We start from the raw sequence: 14,999 nt of genomic DNA, 5'->3' as shown, positions 1-14,999 counted from the left end.
CGTCCGGGGGGCCTGCGGCGAACGAAACGACAGCTGGAGTGTTACCAGCTGCTCTTGTTGACGCCCGGCAGCTCGCCGGCGTGTGCCATCTCGCGGACGCACACGCGGCAGAGGCCGAACTTGCGCAGGACCGCGCGCGGACGCCCGCACTTCTGGCAGCGGGTGTAGCCGCGGACCTTGAACTTGGGGGTCTTGGCCGCCTTGATGACCAGCGCCTTCTTCGCCATCTCTCAGTTCTCCTTGAAGGGGAAGCCGAGCTGGCGCAGGAGCGCCCGGCCTTCCTCGTCCGTGGTCGCCGTGGTCACGACGGTGATGTCCATGCCACGCGGCCGGTCGATCGAGTCCGGGTCGATCTCGTGGAACATGGACTGCTCCGTGAGACCGAACGTGTAGTTGCCCCGCCCGTCGAACTGGTTCGGCGAGAGGCCGCGGAAGTCGCGGATACGCGGCAGCGCGATCGTCAGCAGCCGGTCCAGGAACTCCCACATCCGGTCGTTGCGCAGGGTGACCTTCGCGCCGATCGGCATGCCCTCGCGCAGCTTGAACTGCGCGATGGACTTGGTGGCCCGGCGGACCTGCGGCTTCTGGCCGGTGATGGTGGCCAGGTCGCGGACCGCGCCGTCGATCAGCTTCGAGTCACGGGCGGCGTCGCCGACACCCATGTTCACGACGACCTTCACGACGCCGGGGATCTGCATGACGTTCCCGTAGGAGAACTGCTTCTGCAGCTCGCCCCGGATCTCGTCGCGGTAGCGCTGCTTGAGGCGCGGGTCGACCTTCTCGGCAGTGGTCATCTCAGATCTCCTTCCCGGACTTGCGGGAGATCCGGACGCGCCTGGCCTTGCCGCCGTCCTCGGACTCGACGAGCTTCTTCCCGACCCGGGTCGGGTTGCCGTCGGAGTCGACGACCATCACGTTCGAGACGTGGATGGGCGCCTCCTGGGTGACGATCCCGCCGGACTGCGCGCCCCGCTGGTTCTGGCTCACCCGCGTGTGCTTCTTGATGCGGTTCACGCCCTCGACGAGGACCCGGTCGCGCTCCGGGTAGGCCTGGATGACCTTGCCCTTCGCGCCCTTGTCCTTGCCGGCGATGACGAGGACCGTGTCGCCCTTCTTGACCTTCATGTCCTACAGCACCTCCGGGGCGAGGGAGATGATCTTCATGAACCGGCGGTCGCGGAGCTCGCGACCGACCGGGCCGAAGATGCGGGTCCCCCGCGGCTCGCCGTTGTCCTTGATCAGGACGGCGGCGTTCTCGTCGAACCGGATGTAGCTGCCGTCCGGCCGGCGCTTCTCCTTGACCGTGCGCACGACGACCGCCTTGACGACGTCACCGCGCTTCACGCCGGCCGCGGGGATCGCGTCCTTGACGGTGGCGACGATCGTGTCGCCGATCCCCGCGTAGCGCCGCGCCGAACCGCCCAGCACCCGGATGCACAGGATCTCCTTGGCACCGGTGTTGTCGGCGACGCGCAGCCGCGACTCCTGCTGGATCACTTCGCCTTCTCCAGGATCTCGACCAGCCGCCACCGCTTGGTGGCGGACAGCGGCCGGGTCTCCATCAGCCGGACGCGGTCGCCGACGCCGGCCGTGTTGGCCTCGTCGTGCGCCTTGACCTTGCTGGTCCGCCGGATGACCTTGCCGTACAGCGGGTGCTTCACGCGGTCCTCGAGGGTGACCACGATCGTCTTGTCCATCTTGTCGGACACGACCAGGCCCTCGCGGACCTTCCGCTCCCCGCGCGTGCTCTTGTCGCTCATGCCGCGCCCTCGTTGTCGCTCGGGGCGGCCGAGAGGCCCAGCTCGCGCTCGCGCATGACCGTGTAGATCCGCGCGATGTCGTGCCGGACGGTACGCAGCCGCCGGTTGTTGTCCAGCTGCCCGGTCGCCATCTGGAAGCGGAGGTTGAACAGCTCCTCCTTGGCCTCCTTGACCCGCAGCACGAGCTCCTCGTCGGTCAGCTCACGCAGCTCGGCAGCAGTGGTGGCCGCCATCAGATGTCACCACCCTCACGGGTCACGATCCGGCACTTCATGGGCAGCTTGTGGATGGCGCGACGCAGGGCCTCGCGCGCCGTCTCCTCGTTCGGGTAGCTCATCTCGAAGAGCACCCGGCCGGGCTTGACGTTGGTCACCCACTTCTCGGGCGAGCCCTTACCGGAACCCATGCGGGTCTCCGCGGGCTTCTTGGTCAGCGGGCGGTCCGGGAAGACGTTGATCCACACCTTGCCGCCACGGCGGATGTGCCGGTTGATCGCGATACGCGCCGACTCGATCTGCCGGTTGGTGACGTAGGCGGGCTCCAGCGCCTGGATCCCGAAGTCGCCGAACGTGACCCGCGTGCCACCGGTGGACATCCCCGTCCGGTGCGGACGGTGCTGCTTGCGGTGCTTCACCTTGCGGGGGATCAGCATGACTCAGGCCTCCCCACCGGTCTGCTGGCCCGACGACTGCGCGGCCTGGTCGGCCTCGATCGTCGCGACCCCACCCTCGTTGCCAGGAGCGTCGGCGCGGGCGGCGGCGCGCCCGGCGTCCGTGCTCGTCGCGGTCGTGCCCGAGGCGCCCGAACGACGACGGGCCGGCCGCTCGCGGCGCGGGCCGCGGCCCGGCGCCTCGGCGGCGGGAGCGTTCTCCCGGCGCCCGCCGACGACGTCGCCCTTGTAGATCCAGACCTTCACGCCGATCCGGCCGAAGGTGGTCCGGGCCTCGAACAGGCCGTAGTCGATGTCCGCGCGCAGCGTGTGCAGCGGGACCCGACCCTCGCGGTAGAACTCCGAGCGCGACATCTCCGCGCCGCCGAGGCGGCCGGAGCACTGCACCCGGATGCCCTTCACCTGCGGCGAGCGCATGGCCGACTGGATGGCCTTGCGCATCGCGCGGCGGAAGGCCACGCGGTTGGACAGCTGCTCGGCGACGCCCTGCGCCACGAGCTGCGCGTCCGACTCCGAGTTCTTGACCTCGAGGATGTTGAGCTGGACCTGCTTCTTGGTCAGCTTCTCGAGGTTGCCGCGGATGCGGTCGGCCTCGGCGCCGCGGCGCCCGATCACGATGCCCGGGCGGGCGGTGTGGATGTCCACCCGCACGCGGTCCCGGGTCCGCTCGATCTCGACCTTGGAGATGCCGGCCCGCTCCATGCCCTTGGAGAGCATGCGGCGGATCTCGACGTCCTCCTTCACGTACTCCGCGTACTGCTTGTCGGCGTACCAGCGCGACTTCCAGTCCGTGGTGATGCCCAGGCGGAAGCCGTGCGGGTTGATCTTCTGCCCCATCAGCGGGCCCTCCCCTTCGCACCACGACGGCCGGCCTTCTGCGGGACGGACTCGACCTCGATGGTGATGTGGCTCGTCCGCTTGCGGATCCGGTACGCGCGGCCCTGGGCCCGCGGCCGGATGCGCTTGAGCGTCGGCCCCTCGTCGACCATGGCGACGGCGACCACGAGGGTCTCCGGGTCCATGTCGAAGTTGTTCTCGGCGTTGGCCGCGGCGCTCGCCACGACCTTGGCCACCGGCTCGGCGGCGGCCTGCGGCGAGTACCGCAGGATCGCGAGCGCCTCGTTCACCGGCAGGCCGCGGACCAGGTCCACGACGCGCCGGCACTTGGTCGGCGACATGCGCACGAACCGGGCCTTCGCCAGCGCTCGAGCGGGCTCGAGCGCGGCGTCGGCGGTGCTGCTGGCTGTGTCGGCCATGCTGTTCTCCACCTCTCCCTAGTCGCTACTCGGTCCGCCTCAGCGCCTGCGCGCCTTGCGGTCGTCCTTGATGTGACCCCGGAAGGTCCGCGTCGGGGCGAACTCCCCGAGCTTGTGGCCCACCATCGAGTCCGAGATGAAGACCGGCACGTGCTTGCGGCCGTCGTGCACCGCGATCGTGTGGCCGATCATGTCGGGGATGATGGTCGACCGACGGGACCAGGTCCGGATGACGGTCTTCTTGCCCGACTCGTTGAGGGCGTCCACCTTCTTGAGCAGGTGGTCGTCCACGAAGGGGCCCTTCTTCAGGCTGCGCGGCATCTCTTACCTCCCTGCTCAGCGCTTCTTGCCGGTACGGCGCCGGCGGACGATCAACTTGTCGGACGGCTTGGTGCGGCGGGTGCGGCCCTCCGGCTTGCCGGCCGGGTTCACCGGGTGGCGGCCACCCGAGGTCTTGCCCTCACCACCACCGTGCGGGTGGTCGACCGGGTTCATGGCCACACCGCGGACGGTCGGGCGCTTGCCCTTCCACCGCATCCGGCCGGCCTTGCCCCAGTTGATGTTGGAGTGCTCGGCGTTGCCCACCTCGCCGACGGTCGCGCGGCAGCGCACGTCGACGTTGCGGATCTCGCCGGACGGCATGCGCAGCTGCGCGTAGGGGCCGTCCTTCGCCACCAGCTGCACGCTCGAGCCGGCCGAGCGTGCGATCTTCGCGCCGCCGCCGGGGCGGAGCTCGATCGCGTGCACCACGGTGCCGGTCGGGATGTTGCGCAGCGGCAGGTTGTTGCCGACCTTGATGTCGGCCTTCGGGCCGGCCTCGACCTTGTCGCCCTGCTTCAGCCGCGCCGGCGCGAGGATGTAGCGCTTCTCGCCGTCCGCGTAGTGCAGCAGCGCGATGCGGGACGTCCGGTTGGGGTCGTACTCGATGTGCGCGACCTTGGCCGGGATGCCGTCCTTGTCGTTCCGCCGGAAGTCGATCAGGCGGTACGCCCGCTTGTGGCCGCCGCCCTGGTGGCGGGTGGTGACCTTGCCGTGCGCGTTGCGGCCGCCCTTGCTGTGCAGCGGACGGATCAGCGACTTCTCCGGCGTGGACCGGGTGATCTCCGCGAAGTCGGAGACGCTGGAACCGCGGCGGCCGGGAGTCGTCGGCTTGTACTTACGGATACCCATGGGTCAGCTCGCTCCCTCAGCTCGCCCGGGCACCGAAGACGTCGATGTCCTTGCTCTCGGCCGAGAGCGTGACGATCGCGCGCTTCGTGTCCTTGCGCTTGCCGTAGCCGGTGCGGGAGCGCTTGCGCTTCCCGGGGCGGTTCAGCGTGTTGACGCTGGTCACCTTGACCCCGAACACCTGCTCCACGGCGATCTTGATCTGGGTCTTGTTCGCGTCGGGGTGCACCAGGAAGGTGTACTGCTTCTCGTCGAGCAGTCCGTAGCTCTTCTCGGACACCACCGGCGCGAGCAGGATGTCGCGCGGGTCGGGGATCACTTCGCAGCCTCCTCGGCACGCTTCGTCTTGACGGCGATGGGGCCGGCGAGGAACGCGTCGAGCGAGGCCTGCGTGAACACGACCGCGTCGTTGACCAGCACGTCGTAGGTGTTCAGCTGGTCGGGCGCGATGAGGTGCACCTGCGGCAGGTTGCGCAGGCTCAGCAGGTTCACCGTGTCGTCCCGGTCGACCACCGCGAGCACGCGGGTGTCGGCGCCGGCGACGGCCTCGATGGCCTGGCGGGCGGACCTCGTCGAGGGGGTATCCCCGTCGACGAGCCCGGAGACGACGTGGACGAGGCCCGCGCGGGCCCGGTCCGACAGCGCGCCGCGCAGCGCGGCGGCCTTCATCTTCTTCGGGGTCCGCTGGGTGTAGTCGCGCGGCGTCGGGCCGTGGACGGTGCCACCGCCGGCGAACTGCGGCGCGCGGGTCGAGCCCTGGCGGGCGCGGCCGGTGCCCTTCTGGCGGTACGGCTTCTTGCCGCCGCCGCGGACCTCGCCGCGGGTCTTGGTGTCGTGCGTGCCCTGGCGGGCGGCGGCCTGCTGGGCCACCACGACCTGGTGCATCAGCGGGACGTTGGCGGTGACGTCGAAGACGTGGTCCGGCAGCTCGACGCTGCCGGTGCCGTTGCCCGTGGCGTCCTTCACCTCGACGGTGCTCACTTCGCACCACCCTTCGCGGCGCTCTTCACCACGACGAGGCCGCCGCGGGGGCCGGGGACGGCGCCCTTGATCAGCAGCAGGCCGCGCTCGGCGTCGACGCGGTGGACCTTCAGGTTCTGCGTGGTCTGGCGGGCGACGCCCATGCGGCCGGCCATGCGCAGGCCCTTGAACACGCGGCCCGGGGTGGCGCAGCCACCGATCGAGCCCGGGGAGCGGTGCTTGCGCTGGGTACCGTGCGAGGCACCCAGACCGCCGAAGCCGTGCCGCTTCATGACACCCGCGGTGCCCTTGCCCTTGGTGGTGCCGACGACGTCGACCACCGTGCCGGTCTCGAAGACCTCCGCGGTGATCTCCTGGCCGAGCTCGTAGTCCGCGGCGTCCGTCGTGCGCAGCTCGACGGTGTAGCGGCGCGGCGTGACGCCGGCCTTCGCGAAGTGCCCGGTCTCCGGCTTGTTCACCCGGCGCGGGTCGACCGCACCGAAGGCGAGCTGGACGGCGGTGTACCCGTCCTTCTCCTGCGAGCGGATCTGGGTCACGACGTTCGGCCCGGCCTGGACCACGGTGACCGGAACCACCCGGTTGTTCTCGTCGAATACCTGGGTCATCCCGAGCTTCCGGCCCAGGATCCCGGTGATCTGCCTGTCGCTCATCGGTGCCCTACTGGATGTTGACGTCGACGCTGGCCGGCAGGTCGATGCGCATGAGCGCGTCGACCGTCTTCGGCGTCGGGTCGAGGATGTCGATCAGCCGCTTGTGCGTGCGCATCTCGAAGTGCTCGCGCGAGTCCTTGTACTTGTGCGGCGAGCGGATGACGCAGTACACGTTCTTCTCGGTCGGCAGCGGCACAGGACCGACGACACGGGCACCGGTGCGCGTCACCGTCTCCACGATCTTGCGAGCAGACGCGTCGATTGCCTCGTGGTCGTAGGCCTTGAGCCTGATGCGGATCTTCTGTCCCGCCATGGTCGTGGGTCGTCCTCTTCTTCCTGCCGCTGCTTCACGGTGTCTCCGGGTGTCCCACCCGAGGGGAGCCCCGACCAGGTCTACGTCGCACCACCGGCACCGACGCGCGCGAAGCCGTGCGGGCTCGGGCATCCGATGCGGACCGGGCGTCCGCGCTCTGTTCAGGTCTCACCCTCTGGGCTCCGGTCCACGAGGTCGGGCGTGTCGCCCTACTACCCGCACACCGGTCCCCGGGTCACCGCTTCCCCCAGGGGGTCGCCTGTCGATCCGGGGTCGGCGCGTCCGAGGGACCCACTCCAGTTCCGGGAGACCCGGCTTGGTGTGTGCCCGCCGTCCGCGCGCAACCCGTCAAGGATGCCACACCGGTTCGTGCGGCCCTCGACCGGGGTGCGGCCCGTGGACCTCGGGTCTCCCCGAAGGTCCACGGGCCGCGGAAGGGTCTTACTTGTTGATCTTGGTGACCTGGCCGGCGCCGACGGTCCGACCACCCTCGCGGATGGCGAACTGCAGGCCCTCCTCCATGGCGATCGGCTGGATCAGCTGAACGCTCATGGTGGTGTTGTCACCCGGCATGACCATCTCGGTGCCCTGCGGGAGGGTCACCACGCCGGTCACGTCCGTCGTCCGGAAGTAGAACTGCGGACGGTAGTTGTTGAAGAACGGCGTGTGCCGGCCGCCCTCGTCCTTGCCCAGGATGTAGACCTGGCCCTCGAACTCGGTGTGCGGGGTGATCGAGCCCGGCTTCACGACGACCTGGCCGCGCTCGACGTCCTCGCGCTTGATGCCGCGGAGCAGCAGACCGACGTTCTCGCCCGCGCGACCCTCGTCGAGGATCTTGCGGAACATCTCGACACCGGTGACCGTGGTCTTGGTCGACTTCTCGCGGATGCCGACGATCTCGACCTCCTCGTTCACCTTGACCACACCGCGCTCGATGCGGCCGGTGACGACGGTGCCACGACCGGTGATCGTGAAGACGTCCTCGACCGGCATCAGGAACGGCTTGTCGGTGTCGCGCTCCGGCTCCGGGATCGCCTCGTCGACGGCGTCCATGAGCTCGAGGAGGCGGGCGCCCCACTCGGCGTCGCCCTCGAGCGCCTTGAGCGCCGAGACACGGACGATCGGGAGGTCGTCGCCCGGGTAGTCCTGCGAGGACAGGAGCTCGCGGACCTCCAGCTCGACGAGCTCGAGGATCTCCTCGTCGTCGACCATGTCGGCCTTGTTCAGCGCGACCACGATGTAGGGCACGCCGACCTGACGGGCGAGCAGCACGTGCTCACGCGTCTGCGGCATCGGGCCGTCGGTCGCCGCGACCACCAGGATGGCGCCGTCCATCTGCGCCGCACCGGTGATCATGTTCTTGATGTAGTCGGCGTGACCGGGGCAGTCCACGTGCGCGTAGTGCCGCTTCTCGGTCTGGTACTCGACGTGCGCGATGGAGATCGTGATACCGCGCTGGCGCTCCTCCGGCGCCTTGTCGATGTTCTCGAACGCCGAGGCCTCGTTGAGGTCCGGGTACTTGTCGTGCAGAACCTTGGTGATGGCCGCCGTCAGCGTGGTCTTGCCGTGGTCGATGTGACCGATGGTGCCGATGTTGACGTGCGGCTTGGTCCGCTCGAACTTCGCCTTCGCCACTGCAGTGTCCTCCTGGACTTGTTCTTCGTCTCCGCCGAGCTGACGGCAGGTCTTGGGGGTTCGAGGTGCGGGCCGCGAACAGGCGGGTGACCCTACCCGTCCGCGGACCGCGCCTCGCGAGAGGGGTCCGGACTACTCGCCGGTCGCCTTCGCGATGATCTCCTTGGCGACGTTCGAGGGGACCTCGGCGTAGCTGTCGAAGACCATCGTGTAGTTGGCCCGGCCCTGGGTCCGCGACCGCAGGTCGCCGACGTAGCCGAACATCTCCGAGAGCGGGACCAGCGCCTTGACGACGCGGGCGCCCGCCCGCTCCTCCATCGCCTGGATCTGGCCGCGGCGGGAGTTGAGGTCGCCGATCACGTCGCCCATGTAGTCCTCGGGCGTCGTGACCTCGACGGCCATCATCGGCTCGAGCAGCGCCGGGCTGGCCTGCCTCGCGGCCTCCTTGAGGGCCATCGAGCCGGCGACCTTGAACGCCATCTCGGACGAGTCGACCTCGTGGTACTGGCCGTCGAGCAGGGTCAGCTTGATCCCGGTCAGCGGGTAGCCCGCCAGCACGCCGTACTGCATGGCGTCCTGGGCGCCGGCGTCGACCGACGGGATGTACTCCCGCGGCACACGCCCACCCGTGACCTTGTTGTCGAACTCGTACAGCGCACCGTCGGCCGTGTTCAGCGGCTCGAGCTTGATGATGACCCGGGCGAACTGCCCCGACCCACCGGTCTGCTTCTTGTGCGTGTACTCGTACTTGTCGACGGTCTTGCGGATCGTCTCCCGGTAGGCCACCTGCGGCTTACCGATGTTGGCCTCGACCTTGAAGTCGCTCTTCATCCGGTTGACGAGCACCTCGAGGTGGAGCTCGCCCATGCCGGCGATGATCGTCTGCCCGGTCTCCTCGTCCAGCGAGACCTGGAAGGTCGGGTCCTCCTCGGCGAGCTTCTGGATCGCCGTGGAGAGCTTCTCCTGGTCCGCCTTGGTCTTCGGCTCGACCGCGACCTGGATGACCGGGTCCGGGAAGGTCATCGACTCGAGGATGATCGGCGCCTGCGGGTCGCAGAGCGTGTCACCCGTGGTCGTGTCCTTCAGGCCGATGACGGCGTAGATGTGGCCCGCCATGGCCTCGTCGACCGGGTTCTCCTTGTTGGCGTGCATCTGGAAGAGCTTCCCGATGCGCTCCTTGCGGTCCTTGGTCGAGTTGACGACCTGCGAACCGGCGGCGACCCGGCCCGAGTACACCCGGACGTAGGTCAGCTTGCCGAAGAACGGGTGCGCGGCGATCTTGAAGGCGAGCGCCGAGAAGGGCTCCTCCTTCGAGGGCTTGCGGCTGGCCGGGGTCTCCCCGTCCGGCAGCGTGCCCTCGACCGGCGGCACGTCGTAGGGCGACGGCAGGTAGTCGATCACCGCGTCGAGCATGGGCTGGACGCCCTTGTTCTTGAACGCGGAGCCGCAGAGCACCGGGTAGGCGGCGCGGGTGCGCACGATCTCCCGGATGCCGTGCTTGATCTGGTCGACCGTCAGCTCCTCGCCGCCGAGGTAGAGCTCCATGAGCTCGTCGTCGGTCTCGGCGACGGCCTCGAGCAGGGCGGTGCGGTACTCCTCCGCCTTGTCCTTGAGGTCGGCCGGGATCTCCTCGACCGCGTAGTCCTCGCCCTTCTGGACCTCGCCGCGCCAGGTCAGCGCGCGCATCTGGACCAGGTCGACGACGCCGACGAAGTCGCTCTCCGAGCCGATCGGCAGCTGCAGGGGCAGCGGCGTGGCGCCGAGACGCTCACGGATGGTGCCGACGGTGAAGTAGAAGTCCGCGCCCAGCTTGTCCATCTTGTTGACGAAGCAGATGCGGGGGACGTCGTACTTGGTGGCCTGCCGCCAGACCTGCTCGGACTGCGGCTCGACCCCCTCCTTGCCGTCGAAGACCGCGACCGCGCCGTCGAGCACGCGCAGCGAGCGCTCCACCTCGACGGTGAAGTCGACGTGGCCGGGCGTGTCGATGATGTTGATCTGGTGGTCTTTCCAGAAGCAGGTCGTCGCGGCGGACGTGATCGTGATGCCGCGCTTCTGCTCCTCCTCCATCCAGTCCATCGTGGCGGCGCCGTCGTGGACCTCACCGATCTTGTAGTTGATCCCGGTGTAGTAGAGGATCCGCTCGGTGGTGGTGGTCTTGCCGGCGTCGATGTGCGCCATGATGCCGATGTTGCGGACCTTCGTCAGGTCCGTCAGCACGTCCCGTGCCACGTTCAGCTCACTTCCCCTGGGAAAAGGTTGGCGCGGACGGTCGGCCCGTCACCAGCGGTAGTGGGCGAAGGCCTTGTTGGACTCCGCCATCTTGTGCATGTCCTCGCGCCGCTTCACGCTGGCGCCGAGGCCGTTGCTCGCGTCGAGCAGCTCGTTCATGAGGCGCTCGACCATGGTCTTCTCGCGGCGCTGCCCGGCGTAGCTCACCAGCCAGCGCAGGCCGAGGGTCGTCTGCCGGGTGGCGCGGACCTCGACGGGCACCTGGTAGGTCGCGCCACCGACGCGGCGGCTGCGGACCTCGAGGGCCGGCTTGACGTTGTCCAGCGCGCGCTTGAGCGTGACGACCGGGTCGGTGCCGGTCTTCTCGCGGGTGCCCTCGAGCGCGGCGTACACGATCCGCTCGGCGAGCGAGCGCTTGCCGTCCTTGAGCACCTTGTTGATCAGCTGGGTGACCAGCGGCGAGCTGTAGACCGGGTCGGACACCAGCGGCCGCTTCGGAGCGGGGCCCTTGCGAGGCATCAGCTCTTCTCCTTCTTGGCGCCGTAACGGCTACGGGACTGCTTCCGGTTCTTCACACCCTGGGTGTCCAGCGACCCGCGGATGACCTTGTACCGGACGCCCGGCAGGTCCTTCACACGGCCGCCGCGGACGAGCACGATGCTGTGCTCCTGCAGGTTGTGGCCCTCGCCGGGGATGTAGGCCGTGACCTCGATCCCGCTGCTGAGCTTGACGCGGGCGACCTTCCGGAGCGCCGAGTTCGGCTTCTTCGGGGTCGTCGTGTACACGCGGGTGCAGACACCGCGGCGCTGGGGGCTGCCCTTGAGCGCGGCCGTCTTGGTCTTGGCGACCTTGTCCTCGCGGCCCTTGCGGACCAACTGCTGGATAGTGGGCATGAACCCTCTGCTTCTTCCCTACTCGTGATGCTCAGGTGTCTCGCCCGTGCGGCTGCCCGGGCGGGCGGGTCGTGCGCCGCCCGATCGTGGTCACGGGCCGCTTCCACCCCGGCCCGCCGGACCGCGAGGTCGGGCGTGTCGCGCCCTGCGCACCGGCCCCGGAGTCGGGGAACTCCGCGGAGGCGTCCAGGGCGGACGAGGGCACGCGTGATCGCGCGCAAGTACCAAGGGTACGCGGCCCGTCTGACGAGGGTCAAAACGGGTCCGCCCAGGGACCGTGGCGGGGCCTGCGGACTCCCGCCGGCCATCTCCGGGCCACTCTCGCGTCAGCTGGGAGGCTGCCTCAGCCCCGCCGGCGACGCAAGCAGGCTCACCCGCTCGTCGCAGATCGGCCCGCGCTCGTCGCGCCCCGCCGCCCTGCGGACGCCCGGCTCCCCGGCTGGCCCGCGCGGGCCGCCGTTGCCCCCGGCGCCCCCGTCCGCGGGCCCGGGCCGCGGCCCTACGGTTCGATCATGCGCCTCACACTGCCGTGCGCCGCCGTCCGGCTCGCCACCCGGTTGCTGGTGGCCCCCGCGCTCTCGCCCCGGCTGCCGACCCCGGTCTCGCGGGCGCTCGTCGACCTCCAGGGCCGACTGCTCCCCGTCCCCCGTGGCACCCGCTCCACCCCCTCGTCGCTCGGCGGCCGGCCGTCGGTCCGCGTGTCCGTCCCCGGCAGCCGCGACGACCGCCCCGTGCTCTTCCTGCACGGCGGCGGCTACGTGGTCGGCTCCCCCGCCTCGCACCGATCGCTCGGCGCGTGGCTGGCCGAGGCGACCGGCGGGACCGTGCACCTGCTGGACTACCGGCTGGCGCCCGAACACCCGTACCCCGCCGCCCTCGACGACGCCGAGCGCGCCTACCGGGCGCTCCTCGACGCGGGACACCCTGCACAACGCATCGCCCTCGCCGGAGATTCCGCGGGCGGCGGACTGGCCGTGGCGCTGCTGCTGCGGCTGCGCTCGGCGGGCCTCCCGCTGCCCGCGGGCGTCGGGCTGATCTCGCCCTGGCTGGATCTCGACCTCACCGACCCCGCCATCGCCCGCAACACCGGGCGGGACGCGATGCTCGGGCCCGGCCTGCTGGAGGAGGGGCGGCGGTCCTACCTGCGTCGCGGCGGCGCCGCCGACCCGGAGCTGCGGCCGCTGGAGGCCGACCTGTCCGGCCTGCCGCCGCTGCACGTCGTCGCCGGGGCGGACGAGGTCCTGGTGGGCGACGCCGACCGGCTGGTCGAGCGGGTCCGCGCGGCGGGCGGGCGGGTCACCTACACCCGCGCCGAGGGCATGTGGCACGACCACGTGCTCGAGGCCGGGCTGCTCGGCCGGGCCCACACCGACCTGCGCGAGCTCGGGGCGGCGCTGCGCCGCGACCAGGCGGACCGGCGGGTGCGGGTCGCGGTCGTCGGCGCCGGCTTCGGCGGGATCGGGATGGGCGTGGCCCTGCGCGAGGACGACCTCGCCGACGTCACGATCCTGGAGAAGGCGTCGCAGGTCGGCGGGGTCTGGCGGGACAACACCTACCCGGGTGCGGCCTGCGACGTCCCGTCGAACCTGTACTCGTACTCCTTCGCCCCCGGCGACTGGAGCCGCCGCTTCGCGCCGCAGCCGGACATCCTGCGCTACCTGCGCACGGTCGCGGCCGACCACGACGTGGAGCGGGACATCAGGCTCGGCACCGAGGTCACCGACGCCCGGTGGGACGAGGACGCCGCCGTCTGGCGGATCCGGACCAGCGGCGGCGACCTGGAGGCCGAGGCCCTCGTCGCGGCGTGCGGGCAGCTCTCGCGCCCCGCGATGCCCGACCTGCCCGGCATCGAGCGGTTCCCGGGCCCGGTGTTCCACTCCGCCCGTTGGGACTCCTCGGTCGACCTGCGCGGCAAGCGGGTCGCCGTCGTCGGGACGGGGGCGAGCGCGATCCAGTTCGTGCCGGCGATCGCGCCCGACGCCGACCAGGTCACCGTGTTCCAGCGCTCCGCGCCCTACGTCATCCCGAAGCTGGACCGCCCGTACGGTCCGCGGGCCTTCAGCCTGCGGTTCCGCGCCTGGAGCCGCGCCGCGCGGGCCTTCTGGACCGGGTTCTTCGAGTTCGGCGCGCTGGGCTTCACGGTGGTCCGCCCCTTCGCCGCCACCTTCGGCCTGCTGCACCGGCTGCAGCTGCGGCTGCAGGTCCCGGACGTGGAGCTGCGCGAACGCATCGCGCCGGACTACCCGGTCGGCTGCAAACGCGTGCTGATCTCCTCGGACTGGTTCCGGGCCCTGGCCCGGCCGGACGTCGAGGTCGTCACCGAGAAGATCTCCGAGGTCACCGAGGAGGGCGTCGTCGCCGCCGACGGCACGCTGTACCCGGCCGACGTGATCATCTTCGGCACGGGCTTCCGCACCCAGGACTTCCTGGCGCCGATGCAGGTGGTGGGCCGCGGGGGCCGCGAGCTGTCCGAGGAGTGGCGGGAGGGGGCCCGGGCGCACCTGGGGATCACCGTGCCGGGCTTCCCGAACCTGTTCCTGCTCTACGGCCCGAACACCAACGTCGGCTCGGGCTCGATCGTGCACATGCTCGAGTGCCAGATCCGCTACGCCCGCGAGGGCATCCGGCGCCTCGCCACCGGCACCCGCTCGCTGGAGGTGCGGCCGGACGCCGCCACCGCCTACGACACCGAGATGCAGTCGCGGCTCACGGACAGCGTGTGGACGGAGTGCGTGAGCTGGTACCGCACCGACTCGGGCCGGGTGACCAACAACTGGCCGGGCACGATGCTGGAGTACCGCCGCCGCACCTCCCGGCTCGACGAGGGCGAGTACGTCACCACCTGACGCGGTCAGGCACCAGGACGCTCGCAGATCGGCTGCCCTCGGAACGCGTTGTGGCTCCATAACACGTCCAGAACGGCCATCAGAGCGCGTCATGGCTCCATGACGCGGTGCACCCCTCCGGTATGTGCCCGCCGGAGGGGTGCGTCGTTCTCAACGCCGCACACCTCGTCGGGCGTTCCGCACCCCGTGTGGCACGCCGGCACACCCACGCCGGCGCTCGCACAGGTCGTCGACGGGATGTGCCGCGCTCGGCGGGGTGTGCCGGCCCCGGGCGGGACGACGAACGATCGCGTCGACCGGTCCGTCAGCTCCCGGGATCGCCGCCGGGCCGGCACAACCGACGGTGCGGCCCACACCCGGTCGACGGCATGTGCGGCCGACCTCCCGGGTGTGTCGCCGCCAGAGGGGGTGTGCGAGGCCTGCCCGGGTGCGGCGCGGCCAGGTGGGCGCTGCACGGCCCGGTGCGGCCGGGCCCGGTGCGCGAGTTGCGCCGGTGTGCGGGCCGTCGGCCGGTGGGCGGGGCGCGGTGCGGGCGGCGCGGTCCGGTGAGCGAGGTGCGGCCGGGTGCGCGAGGCACGGCCGGGTGCGCGAGGCAC

The 14,999-nt window shown here is 70.6% G+C and carries 20 protein-coding genes; 1 reads left to right on the top strand and 19 read right to left on the bottom strand.

The genetic code is table 11. The features are described 5' to 3' along the window. Positions 1–41: 41 nt before the first annotated feature. The 19 genes from ACFQH9_RS22485 to rpsL all read right to left on the bottom strand — a co-directional run bounded on the left by ACFQH9_RS22485 (position 42) and on the right by rpsL (position 11,557). Positions 42–227 carry a type Z 30S ribosomal protein S14 gene (locus tag ACFQH9_RS22485; RefSeq protein WP_345383461.1) on the bottom strand — a complete coding sequence of 62 codons (186 nt, stop codon included), beginning with the start codon at positions 225–227 and terminating at the stop codon, positions 42–44. A 3-nt stretch (positions 228–230) separates the two neighbouring features. Further along, a complete protein-coding gene (rplE, locus tag ACFQH9_RS22480) occupies positions 231–794 on the bottom strand; it encodes a 50S ribosomal protein L5 (RefSeq protein WP_379568606.1) in 564 nt (187 codons plus the stop codon). A 1-nt stretch (position 795) separates the two neighbouring features. Beyond that, entirely contained in the window at positions 796–1,125 is a 330-nt protein-coding gene (gene rplX / locus ACFQH9_RS22475) for a 50S ribosomal protein L24 (RefSeq protein WP_379568604.1), read from the bottom strand. Between the two features lie 3 nt (positions 1,126–1,128). After that, a complete protein-coding gene (gene rplN / locus ACFQH9_RS22470) occupies positions 1,129–1,497 on the bottom strand; it encodes a 50S ribosomal protein L14 (protein ID WP_379568602.1) in 369 nt (122 codons plus the stop codon). Continuing rightward, complete coding sequence (rpsQ, locus tag ACFQH9_RS22465) at positions 1,494–1,760, bottom strand: 30S ribosomal protein S17 (RefSeq protein WP_345383464.1); 267 nt, start codon at positions 1,758–1,760, stop codon at positions 1,494–1,496. The genes rplN and rpsQ overlap by 4 nt, the downstream gene beginning before the upstream one ends. Further along, positions 1,757–1,993 carry a 50S ribosomal protein L29 gene (gene rpmC / locus ACFQH9_RS22460; protein WP_037046106.1) on the bottom strand — a complete coding sequence of 79 codons (237 nt, stop codon included), beginning with the start codon at positions 1,991–1,993 and terminating at the stop codon, positions 1,757–1,759. The genes rpsQ and rpmC overlap by 4 nt, the downstream gene beginning before the upstream one ends. Continuing rightward, positions 1,993–2,412 carry a 50S ribosomal protein L16 gene (gene rplP, locus ACFQH9_RS22455; RefSeq protein ID WP_379568599.1) on the bottom strand — a complete coding sequence of 140 codons (420 nt, stop codon included), beginning with the start codon at positions 2,410–2,412 and terminating at the stop codon, positions 1,993–1,995. The genes rpmC and rplP overlap by 1 nt, the downstream gene beginning before the upstream one ends. 3 nt (positions 2,413–2,415) lie before the next feature. Beyond that, a complete protein-coding gene (gene rpsC / locus ACFQH9_RS22450) occupies positions 2,416–3,267 on the bottom strand; it encodes a 30S ribosomal protein S3 (protein WP_345383466.1) in 852 nt (283 codons plus the stop codon). Then, positions 3,267–3,686 (bottom strand): 50S ribosomal protein L22, encoded by a 420-nt coding sequence (gene rplV / locus ACFQH9_RS22445; RefSeq protein ID WP_379568596.1) that lies wholly within the window; start codon positions 3,684–3,686, stop codon positions 3,267–3,269. Before rplV ends, rpsC begins: the two co-directional genes overlap by 1 nt. Before the next feature lie 39 nt (positions 3,687–3,725). Continuing rightward, positions 3,726–4,007 carry a 30S ribosomal protein S19 gene (gene rpsS / locus ACFQH9_RS22440; RefSeq protein WP_343941366.1) on the bottom strand — a complete coding sequence of 94 codons (282 nt, stop codon included), beginning with the start codon at positions 4,005–4,007 and terminating at the stop codon, positions 3,726–3,728. Between the two features lie 15 nt (positions 4,008–4,022). Next, complete coding sequence (gene rplB / locus ACFQH9_RS22435) at positions 4,023–4,856, bottom strand: 50S ribosomal protein L2 (protein ID WP_379568594.1); 834 nt, start codon at positions 4,854–4,856, stop codon at positions 4,023–4,025. Positions 4,857–4,872: 16 nt separating this feature from the next. Then, on the bottom strand, positions 4,873–5,172 hold the full coding sequence (gene rplW / locus ACFQH9_RS22430; protein ID WP_345383469.1) for a 50S ribosomal protein L23: 300 nt from the start codon (positions 5,170–5,172) through the stop codon (positions 4,873–4,875). Beyond that, positions 5,169–5,834, bottom strand: coding sequence for a 50S ribosomal protein L4 (gene rplD, locus ACFQH9_RS22425; protein WP_379568591.1), 666 nt, complete (start codon positions 5,832–5,834; stop codon positions 5,169–5,171). Before rplD ends, rplW begins: the two co-directional genes overlap by 4 nt. Continuing rightward, positions 5,831–6,484, bottom strand: coding sequence for a 50S ribosomal protein L3 (rplC, locus tag ACFQH9_RS22420; protein WP_379568589.1), 654 nt, complete (start codon positions 6,482–6,484; stop codon positions 5,831–5,833). Before rplC ends, rplD begins: the two co-directional genes overlap by 4 nt. Before the next feature lie 7 nt (positions 6,485–6,491). Beyond that, positions 6,492–6,797, bottom strand: coding sequence for a 30S ribosomal protein S10 (gene rpsJ, locus ACFQH9_RS22415; RefSeq protein ID WP_003938093.1), 306 nt, complete (start codon positions 6,795–6,797; stop codon positions 6,492–6,494). 441 nt (positions 6,798–7,238) lie between these two features. Next, positions 7,239–8,432: an elongation factor Tu gene (gene tuf, locus ACFQH9_RS22410; RefSeq protein WP_379568587.1), complete on the bottom strand. Its 1,194-nt coding sequence runs from the start codon at positions 8,430–8,432 to the stop codon at positions 7,239–7,241. A gap of 132 nt (positions 8,433–8,564) precedes the next feature. Continuing rightward, positions 8,565–10,664, bottom strand: coding sequence for an elongation factor G (gene fusA, locus ACFQH9_RS22405; RefSeq protein WP_379568585.1), 2,100 nt, complete (start codon positions 10,662–10,664; stop codon positions 8,565–8,567). Between the two features lie 48 nt (positions 10,665–10,712). Continuing rightward, entirely contained in the window at positions 10,713–11,183 is a 471-nt protein-coding gene (gene rpsG / locus ACFQH9_RS22400; protein WP_379568583.1) for a 30S ribosomal protein S7, read from the bottom strand. Then, positions 11,183–11,557 (bottom strand): 30S ribosomal protein S12, encoded by a 375-nt coding sequence (gene rpsL / locus ACFQH9_RS22395; RefSeq protein ID WP_037046087.1) that lies wholly within the window; start codon positions 11,555–11,557, stop codon positions 11,183–11,185. Before rpsL ends, rpsG begins: the two co-directional genes overlap by 1 nt. Before the next feature lie 512 nt (positions 11,558–12,069). Here rpsL and ACFQH9_RS22390 point away from each other — a divergent pair. Beyond that, complete coding sequence (locus ACFQH9_RS22390; protein WP_379568580.1) at positions 12,070–14,403, top strand: alpha/beta hydrolase fold domain-containing protein; 2,334 nt, start codon at positions 12,070–12,072, stop codon at positions 14,401–14,403. The last annotated feature ends 596 nt before the right edge of the window (positions 14,404–14,999 follow it).

Origin of the sequence: Pseudonocardia lutea (assembly GCF_042658055.1) — a bacterium.
GTDB lineage: Bacteria > Actinomycetota > Actinomycetes > Mycobacteriales > Pseudonocardiaceae > Pseudonocardia > Pseudonocardia lutea.
Note: the sequence above shows the minus strand (reverse complement) of the source record. Positions and strands in the feature narration are given on the sequence as shown.